Below are 14,549 nucleotides of genomic sequence, written 5' to 3'. Positions count from 1 at the left end.
AGGCGCGCGCGACGCTGTGAGACACTGCGTGGATGATTCCCGTCCTCATTGCCGTCGTGTCCTATCTCCTGGCGAGCAGCCTGCTGGTGGCGGGAATCCGCCGCGGGCGTCCTGGCCGCGCCTGGCTCTGGCCGGCCTGCGCGGGACTGCTGGCCCACGCCATCGAACCGCTGCCGGCCTGGCGCGCGCAGGGCGGCGTCGACATGCACTTCTACGCCGCGCTCTCGCTGGTCACCCTGGGCATGGCGCTGCTGACCACGGCCGTGGGCGCGCGCGGCCGCCTGGGCAGCCTGGGCGTGGTGGTCTATCCGATCGCGGCGCTGGCCCTGCTGGGCAGCCATCTCCAGGGCCATCGTCCGCCGGAGCCGCTGGACTGGCGCTTGCAGCTGCATGCCTGGCTGGCGCTGCTGGCCTATGCCACCCTGGCCGTGGCGGCGCTGCTGGCGGTGATGCTGTGGCTGCAGGAGCGCGCGCTCAGTCGCCGCGAGATCCAAGGCTGGCTGCGCGCACTGCCGCCGCTGGTCGAGCTCGAGATCCTGCTGTTCCGCACCATCGCCACCGGCTTCGTCCTGCTCAGCGCCACCCTGCTGACCGGCGTGCTGTTCGTCGAGGACCTGCTGGCCCAGCACCTCGTGCACAAGACCGTGCTCAGCCTGCTGTCATGGCTGGTGTTCGGCGTGCTGCTGCTCGGGCGCTGGCGCTTCGGCTGGCGCGGCCGCAAGGCGGTGCACTGGACGCTGGCGGCGATGGCGCTGCTGGTGCTGGCCTTCTTCGGCAGCAAGTTCGTGCTGGAGCTGGTGCTGCAGCGCGCCTGACAACACCGGCCGCCCCTGAACACCGGCCGCCACTGACTGAACATCGGCCGCCACTGACTGAACATCGGCCGCCACTGTATGTAGGAGCAGCTATAGCTGCGACCCGGGCTGGCGACACAGCGGTCGCAGCTATAGCTGCTCCTACATATTGGGGCGAGGCACTCGCCGGTGGGGCTACCCGGCGGCGTCGATGGCATCGGCCAGGCGCTCCACCGCGACCACCTCCAGGCCCTTGTAGGCGCCGGACTTCGGTGCATTGGCCTTCGGAACGATCGCGCGCCTGAAACCGTGGGTCGCGGCCTCCTTCAGCCGCTCCTCGCCGTTGGGCACTGGACGGATCTCGCCCGACAGGCCGACCTCGCCGAAGGCGCTGGTCTTGTCCGCCAGCGGCCGGTCCTGCAGCGACGACAGCACCGACAGCAGCACCGGCAGATCGGCCGCGGTCTCCTGCACGCGGATGCCGCCGACGACGTTGACGAACACGTCCTGGTCGCCAGTGGCGATGCCGCCGTGCCGGTGCAGCACCGCCAGCAGCATCGCCAGCCGGTTCTGCTCCATGCCCACGGCCACGCGGCGCGGGTTGGACAGCGGCGAGCTGTCGACCAGCGCCTGCACCTCTACCAGCAGCGGCCGCGTGCCTTCGCGCGTCACCATTACGCAGCTGCCGGGCTGGCGCGACGCGCCGGACAGGAAGATCGCCGAAGGATTGGGCACTTCCTTCAGCCCCTTGTCGCCCATCGCGAACACGCCGAGTTCGTTGACCGCGCCGAAGCGGTTCTTGAACGCGCGCAGCACGCGGAAGCGGCTGCCGGAATCGCCTTCGAAATACAGCACCGCGTCCACCATGTGCTCGAGCACGCGCGGGCCGGCGATGCCGCCCTCCTTGGTGACGTGGCCGACGAGGAAGACCGCGGTGCCGGTCTCCTTCGCATACCGCACCAGGCGCGCCGCGGACTCGCGCACCTGGCTGACCGAGCCCGGGGCGGCGGTGAGGGTCTCGGTCCAGAGCGTCTGCACCGAATCGGCCACGATCAGCCGCGGCCGGAGCTTCGAGGCGTGCCCGAGGATGTGCTCGACGCAGGTCTCGGCCAGCGCATTGACCCCGTCCAGCGGCAGACCAAGGCGGTGCCCGCGGCCGGCCACCTGGGCCAGCGACTCCTCGCCGGTCACGTACAGGCCCGGCAGCGCCGCCGACATGCTGGCCACCGCCTGCAGCAGCAGGGTCGACTTGCCGATGCCGGGATCGCCGCCCACCAGCACCACCGCGCCTTCCACCAGGCCACCGCCCAGTACCCGGTCGAACTCGCCGATGCCGGTGGTCACCCGCACCTCGTCGGCCTGGCGCACCTCCGCCAGCGGCGTGACCTTCGGCGCCTCGGCCTTGCCCGCCCAGCCGCCGCGGCGCGCGGGCGCGGCCGCCTTCGCCGACGCGGCGGTTTCGAGCACGATCTCCGCCAGCGTGTCCCAGGCCCCGCAGGCGCCGCACTGGCCCTGCCACTTGCTGAAATCGGCGCCGCATTCGTTGCAGACGTAAGCGGTGCGGACTTTGGCCATGGATCGGGCTGCCTGGAATCTCGGGTGGGCCGGCAGGATAGCGGCCGCGCGTCGCGCCGGGCGAGACCGGCGGTGTCCGTTGCCCGCCGCGGCCCGCGTTTCCACCCGGGTCCCCGCTGCCTTCCGGCGGCACGCCCGGAGCCGGCCCTTGATCCTCGATTACCTCGACCCGTCCACGCCCGACGACTTCGACTGCCACGTCTGCGTCATCGGGGCCGGGCCCGCGGGCATCGCCATCGCCAACGCGTTCGCGCACAGCCGGTTCACCGTCTGCGTGCTCGAAAGCGGCGGGCTGGACAGCGAAGAAGCCAGCCAGGCGCTCAACGGCGGCGACTCGGTGGGCACGGCGATGCTCGACCCCGCGCTGTGCCGCCTCCGCGCCCTGGGCGGGAGCTGCCGCCTCTGGGGCGGCGGCTGCGTGCCGCTGACCCGGCTGGACCTGGCCTCGCGGCCGTGGGTGCCGTCCAGCGGCTGGCCGATCGACTTCGACGAACTCGCCGCCTGGTGCCGGCAGGCCCGCGAGACCTGCGGCATCGATCCGCGCCACGACATCGCCGACGGCTCGTTCGCCAACGCACGCTTCATTCATGCGCTGCCGCTGCGTGGGGACGACGCGGTGGACCGGGTTTGCATCGAAAGCCCGGTGCTGTTCCAGGCCCACTACACGCAGCTGCTGCAGGACGCAGGCAACATCACCCTGCTGCTGCACGCCAACCTGATGGAACTCGCTGCGGCGCCAGACGCCGACCGCGTGCAGGCCGCCCGCATCGGCGCCCTGGACGGCCGACGCGGCACCGTCCGCGCCCGCCACTACGTGCTGGCCGCCGGCGGCATCGAGAACGCGCGGCTGCTGCTGGCCTCGGACAGCGTGCATCCGCGCGGGCTCGGCAACGGCCACGACCAGGTCGGCCGCCACTTCATGGACCATCCGCGCTGCCTGGCCGGCCAGGTGGTGGGCGGCGACCTCGCCTCCCTGCTGCGGCCCTACGACCGCGACGGCCAGCGCGAGAGCCGGCCGCTGTACCGGGAGCTCGCGCTCGCCGACGGCGCCCAGCGCAGGCTCGGCCTGCTCAACGCCCGCGCCCGGCCGATCCCGGTCGCCGATGCGACTCCGGCCGGACTGCAGGCGCTGCGCGAGCTGCGCGCCACGTTCCGCGCCCCGGCGGTGGAAAGCGCGAACGAGGTCGAAGGCGGGGTGCAGCGCGCGCTGGCGGCCGGCATCGGCGGGCCCGCGCCAGCCCTGCGCCGCGGCGCGGGACGGCGGGCGCGGCTGGCGCTGCGCGTGGGCATGAACGCCGGCGACGTCGCCGGGGCGGTGGCCCGCCGGCTGCGCAACCGCCCGGTGGACCGCTACCGCCGCGTCGACCTCATGACCTACTTCGAACAGGCGCCCAACCCCGACAGCCGGATCACCCTGTCGGAGGCACGCGACGCGCTCGGCATGCGCAAGGTGCGCGTGGACTGGCGCCTGACCGAACTCGACTACGCATCCTATCGCACCAGCGCGGCGCTGCTTGGCGAGGAGGCGGCGCGCTGCTGCGGCGGCCGGTTCGAGGCCGAGCGCTGGGTCGGGGATGCCGCGATCCGGCCCGACGTGGTCGGCACCGCCCACCACATCGGCACCACGCGCATGTCCGGGCGTCCCGAGGACGGCGTGGTCGACCGCGACTGCCGGGTGCACGGCATGGAAAACCTCCACGTGGCCGGCAGTTCGGTCTTCCCCACCGGGGGCTGGGCGTTTCCGACCTTCACGATCGTGGCCCTGGCCGTGCGCCTGGCCGACCGCTTGCGCACGGGACTGGAGATCGTGGGGCTCTGACGCTTTGACCGTGGCGCGTACGGCCCCCTACAATACGCGGCCCGCCGAAGTAGCTCAGTCGGTAGAGCAACTGATTCGTAATCAGTAGGTCGGAGGTTCGACTCCTCTCTTCGGCACCAGCAGGCAAGCCCCGGGAAGTCCGCTTCCCGGGGCTTTTTGTTTGCTCCAGTGGGAGCGGCTACAGCCGCGATCGGTGCCCCCCCGGCCGTTGTGAGGGAAGCGGCTCCGCTGGGGTCCAGCGCTGCCCGTCCCGCGCACAGGGGGTGTGCTGCGCCGGCCGTTTCCGCATCCTGCTCCCAGCGGCCGGGCGCCGGCCATCCATGGCCGGCTCTCCGCACACCCCCTGTACGCGGGACGGGCTGTGGCGTTTTCCGGCTTCGGGACGAAGGTCAAGGGCGACAGCAGGGCAAGAGCAGGAGCGGTCGCCGCTATAGCGGCTCCTACAGGAGTGCGTGAACGCCGCGGGTCGCGGTGTGCTTGCTTCCAGATCGCGACGGAGGTGGTGCCCGGCGCGGATGCAGGAGGGGATGCCCAGAGCCGGCCATGGATGGCCGGCGGCCGGAACTGGGAGCAGGACAGCGCATATTCCGGCTGGGCATCCCCCCCTGCATCGCGGTGGGCAGCGCGCGCCCCAACGGAACTGCTGGGGTCCACCCCAGCTGTGACGCGTCCGGCAGCGGCGCTAGGGTCGGCGCAGACTCTCGGGAAGGGCGTGGCCATGAGCATCGACGGCATCCGCGGCAGCCAGATCGACACCACCGCCTACCGGCCGGCCGATGCCGCCAGCCGGGAGCCCGCCGGCCCGCAGGCCTTCTCCAGCGGCCCCTGGCGCCCGGAGCCGTCCTGGAATCCCGTGCTCGCCGGCCTGCTTCCCGCGCTCCCGCCCGGCCAGGGGCCGGCCTCTTCCGCGGCCGGCAAGGTCGACTTCGACGCGGAGGTCCGGGGCCAGGACGCGCGCGCGATCGACATGGAGATGATGGAGGTCGCGTCCGCCGTCTACGACCCCGCGGTGACCGGAGTCGGCGACTGGACGCGCCTGACCGACGCCCAGCTGCTCGAGGCCGGCATCGATCCCTCGCTGCTGGAGAATCCGGACACCGGCTTCCGCGCCGGCATCTACACCGACGGCGAAGGCCGCCACGTGCTGGCATTCGCGGGCAGCAACGAACTGCAGGACTGGACCGGCCCCAACTTCGAACAGGGCATCGGCTGGCAGAACGAGCAGTACGACCAGGCCGTGGAGCTGGCCCAGCTCGCCGACATGGCCTTCGGGGACTCGCTGGTGATCACCGGCCATTCGCTGGGCGGCGGCCTGGCCGCCACGGCCTCGCTCGCCACCGGCAACGCCGCGGTGACCTTCAACGCCTCCGGCGTCCACGACCGCACGATGGAGCGCCTGGGCCTGGATCCCGATACCGCCCGCGCCGATGCCGCCGACGGCCAGATCCGCCGCTACAACATCTCCGGGGATCCGCTGACCGCCGCGCAGGAAGACACCTGGGGCACGCGCACCCTGATGCCGGACGCGCCCGGGCACGAGATCAACCTGGCCGATCCCTATCCGCCGATCGAGGGCCCGGAGTTCACCTGGAACCCTATCGAGATGGGCCAGCGACTCTATGAACACGGCCAGGCGAAGCTGGAACGCACGGGCGCGCTGCATGGGCAGCAGGGCGTGCTCGACGCACTTGCGCAGCAGCAGCCCTGGAACGACTGACGCTTTCCTCCCCTGGCCTGGCCGCGCGGAACCGCGTGACATAATCGGCCCGATGCGCACGCCTGCCACCCTCCTGCTGTTGGCGCTGGTGCTCGCGGGCGCCGCCTGCCAAGGACATGCGATGGATGCGAGCAAGGCCTTTCCCGATCCCGCGGTTGCCGCCCTGGCGCAGGCCGCCGCCGACGGCGATGTCGCCGAGGTCCAGCGGCACGTGGCGGCCGGGGCCGACCCGGATGCGCGCGGCGCCGACCAGGTCACACCGCTGCAGTACGCGATGCTGGCGCAGAGCAAGCCCGGCGTGGAGGCATTGATGGCGGCCGGCGCCGACGCCTCGGTGCCGGGACTTGCCGGGCGCACTGCCGTGCACAGCGCGGCGATCGCCGATGACCCCGGCTACCTGCGCATCCTGCTCGACCACCGCGCCGATCCCGACGCCCGCCACGGCCAGACCGGCGGCACGGCCCTGGCCGACGCCGCCGGCCCGCGCACCGACGCCCAGTTCCGCATGCTGCTGGAGGCCGGTGCCGACCCGTCGATCGCCGACCGGACCGGCAACACGCCGCTGCACAAGGCGGCGATGATCAACGCCGGCGCACATGTGCTGCAGCTGCTGGAACACGGCGCACCGGCATCGGCGAAGAACGCGCAGGACGCGACGTTCCAGGCCTACTACTACAAGCTGCCCGCGGACAAGCTCAGCGAACAGGCGCGCGGCGAGCGCGCTGCCGTCACCGGGTGGCTGGAAGCCAACGGAGTGCCGCTGCAGGCCGGGGCCAGCGACTGATCGCGTCGCAGGGGCCAACCGGGGCAAGTCCCAGGCGCGACGCCAAGGCTCTCGCGGATCCGCCGAGCTGCATCGCACCCGTCATCGCGAGGGGCGTGGACGTGCCTGCCGGTACTGCTGCTGCCCGCCTTGGTGCTGGCCATCAGGATCGACATTCACGCACATCCGTTCGCCACAGATGACGGCATCCGATGCGTAGAACGCCTGTACGACCGGCAGCGCGCTCTCGTAGCGCTTGAGTTCGGCCTCCATGCCGGCCAGCTCGCCGCGGACATGACCCAGCAGCATCCACCCCGAAAGCAGTACCAGTGCAACGACGGCTGCCGTGGCGCCAAACCAGGCCAACACTGCCCGCGAGGCACCCTGCAGACGCGCCGAGGTCCGGCTGGCCGCACGATCACATTCGGCCACGACCGGTACGACGGCCTTGCGCGCTTCCTGGACGATGCGGTCCGCGGCCCCCCCGACCAACCCGTCGAGTTCTTCCCTGAGACGTGCGGCATCGCTTCGGAGGGCCTGCATGTGCGCCTCGAGCGCAGCAGCCACCCGGGCCTCGCGCTGGGTCATTTCCGAGCGCAGCATGAGAATCGCCTTCACCGCGTCCTGCAATTCAACGTGCGTCATCAATCCTTCACTCCCGACGGACGCCTGCCTCACCGCACCTGCGCCAGGCCCTGTTCCCGTTGTTCCGCGGCCTGCTGCTGCGCAACCAGATGGTCTCCTTCGTGCGCGAGCGCCCGCCCTTCGGGCGACCGGGCAAACGCATCCGAGAGCCGGTCCAGAAGGTCGACGTCGCCGGCCTCGAGGGCGCCTAGCACCGTGGAGGGACCTGCAGCTTCGGTTACGGCGGCCTCGGGTCCAGCTTGAACGGGATGGCGCGTCAGGTCGATGTCCCCGGCATTGAAGCGGGCGTCGGTAAACTGTGCGGCATCTGCCGGATACCGTTCACGCAGGTGTTCGAGAAGCACAGTGCGCGCCGGCTCCAGCGACGCCTCCAGCGTCCTGACAGGGCCGTACGCAGCGACGATGGCGGGATAGTCGCGATTGGCGTGGGCAATCCGATTCGGCGTCGCCTCATCGCCGTCCAGCGGGACGCCGAAGGCCTGCTCGACCCGCGTGATTTCATCGCGATTCGCCTGGTACATCCGGTAGACGTCCGCGGCTTCCTCGACCCCGACCCTGTCGCGGTCGTCATAGAGACCGAAGACTTCCGACTCCGCGAAGCGGCGCTTGCGAAGGCCGCCCTCCATGTCCTCGCGGCTGCCCCAGCCGTTGTAGCGCATCTGGTACCACGCTTCCGCGCGGTCGTCGTCGGCGATCGCGTCGAGCACGGCGTGGCCCTGCATCGCCCCCACCCCGCGGTTGTAGGTCACCGACACGAGCGCGATGCGTTCGTCCGACAGCGGCATGCCCGCCGTGATCGCGTGGCCCTCGTACTCGCGCACCGACGCCCGGAACAGGCTGTCGGCCTCGGTCTCGTCGAGTTCGCGGGTCAGGGTCAGGCCGATGCGCGTCTTGCCCGCCAGCGTGGGTTCAGCGTCGACGCGCCTGAGGGTGTCCCAATCCGCCTCGCTCAACTCCAGGCCCGACCGCTCCCAGATCTCGACGTTGTTGTTGCGGTTGAGGGTGTAGCCCCAGCCGATGGTGGCGCGATTGTCGCCGACATCCATCGCGCTCGCGTGCAGGCCCTCGGTCCCGACGATCACCGTGCGCAGCCGGGTGTCGTACTCGTCCTGCGTCAGCTCCCTGTAGTCCATCTCAGCCCTCTCCCTGTGCGGCGGCATCGCCACCACAGCGGCGCGGAAGGGTCGTACGCGCGGAATGCGCGGGGGTCAGCCTGTCGTCGGTGGCGATGACCGCGGTGTCGGCGCCGCCCTGGCGGATGTTGTCCACCTCGCGCCAGTGGAGCGCACCGCCCTGCAGCTCGGCGCGAACCAGGGCGATCATGCCGTTGCGCCCGCTCTCCACCGCCAGCACCGCGGTGTTGCCCACCACGCTGCCGACGATGTCGCCTTCATCTACCTGTCGCTGGGCGACCAGCGCGCCGCCGTAGTCGCCGCAGAGCCTGTCCCCGTGCTGTACGAGCGTGACGTTGAAGAAGCCACAGTCGAGCTCCGGCTGCGAACGGTCGCACCACTCCACGGACCAGTTGCCACCCAGATGCGCAGGACCTTCCGGCGCTCCGGGAATCGCCAGGGCCTCGGGTTGCCGGGCGGGCACCCCCTCGTGCGCGGCCTGCTGCGCCGCGGACTGCGCGCAGCCCCCGGCGATCAGGGCGAGCACCAGCACGCCTGCCATGCAATATCGTCCAGCCACTTCCATATGTCCTGCTCCTTGTTCCCCGGGATGCCTGCCAGCGCGGCGCGCCCGGCATCCGCGAGGATAGGCCTTCCGCGTCCATCGGCTTTGAGTACGGGATCAAGGTTCAGGCAGTCACGCCGCGACGGTGGCGCAAACGCTGGGGCCCGGACCGGCCCGCAGGCGCTACTCCACCAGGTGCAGCCGCAGTTCCTTGGGCAGGGCGAAGACCATGCTCTCGGGCTCGCCGGAGAGTTCGCGCACGCCGCCGGCGCCGAGCTCGCGCAGCCGGGCCAGCACGCCTTCGACCAGGATGTCCGGGGCCGAGGCGCCGGCGGTCACGCCGACATGGCGGCGCCCTTCCACCCAGCGCGGGTCGATCTCCTCGGCGCCATCGATCAGGTAGGCGTCCACGCCCTCGCGCTCGGCGAGCTCGCGCAGCCGGTTGGAGTTGGAGCTGTTGGGCGAGCCGACCACCAGCACCAGGTCGCATTCGGCGGCGAGCTCGCGCACGGCGTCCTGGCGGTTCTGGGTGGCGTAGCAGATGTCGTCGTTCTTCGGGCCCTGGATGGCGGGGAAGCGCTCGCGCAGGGCCTGGATCACGCCGCGCGTGTCGTCGACCGACAGCGTGGTCTGGGTGGTATAGGCGAGGTTTTCCGGCTGGCCCACGACCAGCGCCGCGACGTCGTCCACGTCCTCGACCAGGTAGATCGAGCCGATGCCGCGCTCGCGGTTCCACTGCCCCATCGTGCCCTCGACTTCGGGATGCCCGGCGTGGCCGATCAGCACCACGTCGCGGCCTGCACGGCAGTGGCGCGCGACCTCGAAGTGCACCTTGGTCACCAGCGGGCAGGTCGCGTCGAACACCTTGAGGCCGCGGCGCTCGGCCTCGTTGCGCACGGCCTGCGAGACGCCGTGGGCGCTGAAGATCACCGTGTTGCCGTCGGGAACCTCGTCCAGTTCCTCGACGAAGATGGCGCCGCGCTGCTTCAGGTCGTCGACCACGTAGCGGTTGTGCACCACCTCGTGGCGGACGTAGATCGGCGCGCCCAGCGTTTCGATCGCGCGCTTGACGATCTCGATCGCGCGATCGACGCCGGCGCAGAAGCCGCGGGGGTTGGCGAGGACGATATCCATGGCGGCCATTCTACCCGCGCTACCCCACGTGGGAGCGGCTACAGCCGCGATGGCGCGTTGCCCGGATCGCGGCTATAGCCGCTCCCACAGACCGGGGTCGCGGCAGGTACCCGCCCCCGGACAGCCCGCTCCGCAGCTCAGCCCTTCGGCTGCTTCGGGGCCAGCAGCCCGAACAGCGCGATCCCGATCGCCCCGCCGACGATCGCGGCGTCGGCGATGTTGAACGCGGGCCAGTAGTGGTCGCGCCAGTGCCACTGGATGAAGTCGATGACGTGGCCGTGCTGCAGGCGGTCGACGACATTGCCGATGGCGCCGCCGATCACCAGCGCGAACGGCAGCGCCGTGCGCCAGTCGCCGCGCGGCGTGCGCGACAGCCACACCGCCAGCAGCCCGCTGATGCCGAAGGCCAGCACCGTGAAGAACCACTTCTGCCAGCCGCCGGCGTCGGACAGGAAGCTGAACGCGGCGCCGGTGTTGTAGGTCCGGTACCAGTTCCAGAACCCCTCGATCACCGGGATCGCGGTGTACTCCGGCAGGCTGGTCAGCACCCACTGCTTGCTCAGCTGGTCGAGCACCAGCACCAGCAGCGAAAGCAGCAGCCAGGACAGCGCATTCGGGCGAGGCTTCAGAACCATTGGCGGTCCTCCCCTTCCCCTTCGACGTTGGACACGCAGCGGCCGCACAGCTGCGGGTGCGCCTCCGCCACGCCGACGTCGCCTCGGTGCTGCCAGCAGCGCACGCACTTGGGCTTCTCCGTGGGCGTCGCCGACACGCGGATCGACTCCGCGTCCTCGTCGGCCACCAGGGCCACGTCGCCGCTGATGAAGAAGAAGCGCAGCTCGTCGACCAGGCCCGAGAGCCAGTTCTGGTCGGCCACGCCACAGGTCAGGGTGATCTCGGCATCCAGCGCCGCGCCGATCGCGCCGCTGGCACGCATCGGCTCGAGCACCCTGGCCACCTGCTCGCGCAGGCGCAGCAGGTCGTCGAAGGCGCGTGCCGACAGCCGCGCACCGTCCGGCAGCGGCGCCAGGCCCTCGTACCAGGTGGCGAACAGCACGTTGTCCTCGCGCGCGCCCGGCAGGTGGGCCCACATCTCGTCGGCTGTGAACGCCAGCACCGGCGCGATCCAGCGCACGAAGGCCGCGGCGATGCGGTACATCGCCGACTGCGCGCTGCGCCGCCCGCGCGAGTCCTCGCGCATCGTGTACAGGCGGTCCTTGGTGACGTCCAGGTACAGCGAGCCGAGATCGACGCTGCAGAAGTTCATCAGAAGCTGCACCACTTCGGCGAAGTCGTAGCGCGCGTAGGCATCGGTGACCTTCTCCTGCAGCTCCCAGGCGCGGTGCACGATCCAGCGGTCGAGCGCGAGCATGTCGTCGGGCGGCAGCAGGTGCGCCGCGGGATCGAAGCCGTGCAGGTTTCCGAGCAGGAAGCGCGCGGTGTTGCGGATGCGGCGGTAGGCGTCGGCGTTGCGCTTGAGGATCTCCTTCGACAGCGACATCTCGTTGCTGTAGTCGGCGCTGGCGATCCACAGGCGCAGGATGTCCGCGCCCAGGGTCTTCATGATCTCCTGCGGCTCGATGCCGTTGCCGAGCGACTTCGACATCTTGCGGCCGTGCTCGTCCACGGTGAAGCCGTGGGTCAGGCACTGCCGGTACGGCGCAGCGCCGTCGATCGCGACGCCGGTCAGCAGCGACGACTGGAACCAGCCGCGGTGCTGGTCGGAGCCTTCCAGATAGAGATCGGCCGGCTTGCCCAGGCCGCGCGCGGCGAGCACGCACTCGTGGGTGACGCCGGAGTCGAACCAGACGTCGAGGATGTCGGTGACCTTGTCGTAGTCCGCGGCCTCGTCGCCAAGCAGTTCGGCGGCGTCCAGGTCGAACCAGGCGTCGATGCCGCCCTGCTCCACGCGCTCGGCGGCCGCGCGCATCAGCTCGCTGGAGCGCGGATGCGGCTCGCCGGTCTCGCGGTGCACGAACAGCGCGATCGGCACGCCCCAGGTGCGCTGGCGCGAGATCGTCCAGTCCGGACGGCCCTCGACCATGCCGGCGATGCGCGCCTCGCCCCAGCCCGGGAACCACTCCACGCCCTCGATCGCGGCCAGCGCGTCGCGGCGCAGCCCGGCCTGGTCCATCGAGATGAACCACTGCGGCGTGGCGCGGAAGGCCACCGGCGTGCGATGCCGCCAGCAGTGCGGATAGCTGTGCCCGATCTTCGCCAGCGCCAGCAGCGCACCGCTGGCACGCAGCGCCTCGATGATGGCGTCGTTGGCCTTCCAGATGTGGGTGCCGGCCAGCTCCGTGCCGTGCACCGCCGGCGTCGACGGCAGGTACACGCCGCGGCCGTCCACCGGGTTCATCTGCGCGGCGGTGTAGCGCTCGACGATGCCGTAGGCGCGGGCTGCCGCGAAGTCCTCCTGGCCGTGGCCCGGGGCGGTGTGCACCGCGCCGGTGCCGTCGTCGTCGGTGACGTGGTCGCCCAGGATCACCGGGATGTCGCGCTCGGCATAGAAGGGATGCGCGAACAGCAGGCCTTCCAGCGCGGCGCCCTTGGCGTGGCCGTGGACCACCGGCTCGCCGTCGACGCCGTAGCGCGCCAGCACCTTCGCGGCCAGCGACGCGGCCACCACCAGCCAGCGCGCGTGCCCGCCGTGCGGCGGGCCTTCGACCAGCGCGTATTCGATCTCCGGACCCAGCGACACCGCCAGCGACGCCGGCAGCGTCCACGGCGTGGTGGTCCAGATCGGCACGGCGACCTCGACGCCCGCCGACAGCACCGCGCCAAAAACGCGCGCCACCGCGTCGGACTCGCGCGCCGGATAGGCCACGTCCACGGCGGGCGACACCTTGTCCTGGTATTCGATCTCGGCCTCGGCCAGCGCCGAGCCGCAGTCGAAGCACCAGTACACCGGCTTTGCGCCGCGCACGAGGTGGCCGTTGTCGATCACCTTGGCCAGCGCGCGCATCTCGTCGGCCTCGAACTTCGGGTCCAGCGAGAGATAGGGGTCGTCCCAATCGCCGAGCACGCCCAGGCGCTTGAAATCCCGCTTCTGCAGCTCGACCTGCGACAGCGCGTATTCGCGGCAGGCCTGGCGGAACGCCGCGGCGTCGAGCTTCGCGCCGACGCGGCCGTGCTTCTTCTCGATCGCGATCTCGATCGGCAGGCCGTGGCAGTCCCAGCCCGGGACATAGGGCGCGTCGAAGCCGGCGACGGTCTTCGAGCGGACGATGATGTCCTTGAGGATCTTGTTGACCGCATGCCCGAGGTGGATCGCGCCGTTGGCATAGGGCGGGCCGTCGTGCAGCACGAAGCGTGGCCGGCCCGCGGCGCGCTCGCGCAGCTGCCGGTACAGGCCCTCGGCCTCCCAGCGCTCGAGGGTGCCCGGCTCCCGCTTCGGCAGGTCGCCGCGCATCGGGAACGCGGTCTCGGGCAGGAGGATGGTCGGCTTGTAGCGCTGGCTGTCGTCGGTCACGCGGTTGCTCGCTGGGGGGCCTGCATCAGGATCGCGCGCGCGCGGGCGGCGTCGCGGTCCATCTGCGCGACCAGGGTCGGCAGGTCGGGGTATTTCTCCTCGTCGCGCAGGCGCGCGACGAATTCCACTTCGATGCGCCGACCGTACAGGTCGCCGTCGAAATCGAACAGGTGGGCCTCGAGCAGCGGCTCGACGCCATCGACCGTGGGCCGGGTGCCGAAGCTCGACACCGACGGCCAGGGCGCGTCGGCGACGCCGTGCACGCGGGTGGCATAGATGCCCTGCAGCGCCGGCACCTTGCCGCCGAAGCGCAGGTTGGCGGTGGGGAAGCCGAGCGTGCGCCCGAGCTGGCGGCCGCGCACCACGCGTCCGCCGATGGCGTAGGGCCGCCCGAGCAGGCGCGCGGCGGTGGCGAAATCACCGGCCACCAGCGCGGCGCGAATGCGCGTGCTGGACACCCGCTCGCCGTCCAGCAGCACCGGCTCGATCCCGTTCGCCGCAAAGCCCAGGCGTTCGCCCGAGGCCTGCAGGCTGGCAAGGTCGCCGGCGCGCCGGCTGCCATAGCGGAAGCCGGGGCCGACCCAGACCTCGCGCGCGCGCAGCCTACCGGCCAGCACGCGCGCGGCGAAGTCGTCCGGCGACATCGCCGCGAACCCTGCATTGAAGCGCAGCAGGCCCACCACATCGGCACCCAGCACACACAGCCCTTCGGCGCGCGCGCGCGGCAGCATCAGCCGCGGCGGCGGGGCGTCGGGGGCGAAGAATTCGCGCGGCAGCGGCTCGAAGCTCAGCGTCGCCAGCGGCAGGCCGAGCGCGCGCGCGCGGCCGGCGGCGTGGCGCACCAGCGCGCGGTGGCCCAGGTGCAGGCCGTCGAAGGCGCCGATGCAGGCCACGCTGCCTTCGGGGCACAGGGGCCCGCCGTCGACGTCGCGGAACAGCTGCTTCATGGGATC

General features: G+C 71.4%; 12 protein-coding genes and 1 tRNA gene. 5 read left to right on the top strand and 8 right to left on the bottom strand.

Annotated elements, in window-relative coordinates:
• The first annotated feature begins 32 nt into the window (after positions 1-32).
• Positions 33-815, top strand: coding sequence for a cytochrome C assembly family protein (locus tag IE168_RS01045; RefSeq protein WP_189494226.1), 783 nt, complete (start codon positions 33-35; stop codon positions 813-815).
• Positions 816-989: 174 nt separating this feature from the next.
• Here IE168_RS01045 and radA read toward each other — a convergent pair whose 3' ends face one another.
• Positions 990-2,369: a DNA repair protein RadA gene (gene radA / locus IE168_RS01040; RefSeq protein WP_189494217.1), complete on the bottom strand. Its 1,380-nt coding sequence runs from the start codon at positions 2,367-2,369 to the stop codon at positions 990-992.
• A 148-nt stretch (positions 2,370-2,517) separates the two neighbouring features.
• On the opposite strand from radA, the gene IE168_RS01035 reads away from it, so the two are divergent.
• From IE168_RS01035 to IE168_RS01020, 4 genes are all read left to right on the top strand, one after another.
• Positions 2,518-4,188, top strand: coding sequence for a GMC family oxidoreductase (locus tag IE168_RS01035; protein WP_229822976.1), 1,671 nt, complete (start codon positions 2,518-2,520; stop codon positions 4,186-4,188).
• A 43-nt stretch (positions 4,189-4,231) separates the two neighbouring features.
• Positions 4,232-4,307 (top strand) — tRNA-Thr (locus IE168_RS01030).
• 599 nt (positions 4,308-4,906) lie between these two features.
• Positions 4,907-5,905: a Tle-like phospholipase domain-containing protein gene (locus IE168_RS01025; protein ID WP_189494213.1), complete on the top strand. Its 999-nt coding sequence runs from the start codon at positions 4,907-4,909 to the stop codon at positions 5,903-5,905.
• Between the two features lie 52 nt (positions 5,906-5,957).
• Positions 5,958-6,689 (top strand): ankyrin repeat domain-containing protein, encoded by a 732-nt coding sequence (locus IE168_RS01020; protein ID WP_189494211.1) that lies wholly within the window; start codon positions 5,958-5,960, stop codon positions 6,687-6,689.
• An 81-nt stretch (positions 6,690-6,770) separates the two neighbouring features.
• On the opposite strand, the gene IE168_RS14460 is transcribed toward IE168_RS01020, so the two are convergent.
• From IE168_RS14460 to IE168_RS00985, 7 genes are all read right to left on the bottom strand, one after another.
• Positions 6,771-7,313: a hypothetical protein gene (locus tag IE168_RS14460; protein ID WP_229822975.1), complete on the bottom strand. Its 543-nt coding sequence runs from the start codon at positions 7,311-7,313 to the stop codon at positions 6,771-6,773.
• A 29-nt stretch (positions 7,314-7,342) separates the two neighbouring features.
• Complete coding sequence (locus tag IE168_RS01010; RefSeq protein WP_189494210.1) at positions 7,343-8,446, bottom strand: glycoside hydrolase family protein; 1,104 nt, start codon at positions 8,444-8,446, stop codon at positions 7,343-7,345.
• Position 8,447: 1 nt separating this feature from the next.
• The gene (locus IE168_RS01005) at positions 8,448-8,987 is read right to left on the bottom strand and encodes a hypothetical protein (protein ID WP_189494208.1); all 540 of its coding nucleotides are present in this window, start codon (positions 8,985-8,987) and stop codon (positions 8,448-8,450) included.
• A gap of 186 nt (positions 8,988-9,173) precedes the next feature.
• A complete protein-coding gene (gene ispH, locus IE168_RS01000; RefSeq protein WP_189494205.1) occupies positions 9,174-10,124 on the bottom strand; it encodes a 4-hydroxy-3-methylbut-2-enyl diphosphate reductase in 951 nt (316 codons plus the stop codon).
• Between the two features lie 137 nt (positions 10,125-10,261).
• On the bottom strand, positions 10,262-10,759 hold the full coding sequence (lspA, locus tag IE168_RS00995) for a signal peptidase II (protein ID WP_189494203.1): 498 nt from the start codon (positions 10,757-10,759) through the stop codon (positions 10,262-10,264).
• Entirely contained in the window at positions 10,750-13,536 is a 2,787-nt protein-coding gene (gene ileS, locus IE168_RS00990; protein ID WP_229822995.1) for an isoleucine--tRNA ligase, read from the bottom strand. Before ileS ends, lspA begins: the two co-directional genes overlap by 10 nt.
• A 56-nt stretch (positions 13,537-13,592) precedes the next feature.
• Positions 13,593-14,543, bottom strand: coding sequence for a bifunctional riboflavin kinase/FAD synthetase (locus IE168_RS00985; RefSeq protein WP_189494200.1), 951 nt, complete (start codon positions 14,541-14,543; stop codon positions 13,593-13,595).
• Between the last annotated feature and the right edge of the window lie 6 nt (positions 14,544-14,549).

The organism is Luteimonas padinae (genome assembly GCF_014652935.1).
Lineage (GTDB): Bacteria > Pseudomonadota > Gammaproteobacteria > Xanthomonadales > Xanthomonadaceae > Luteimonas > Luteimonas padinae.
This window is presented reverse-complemented; position numbering and strand designations above follow the sequence as displayed.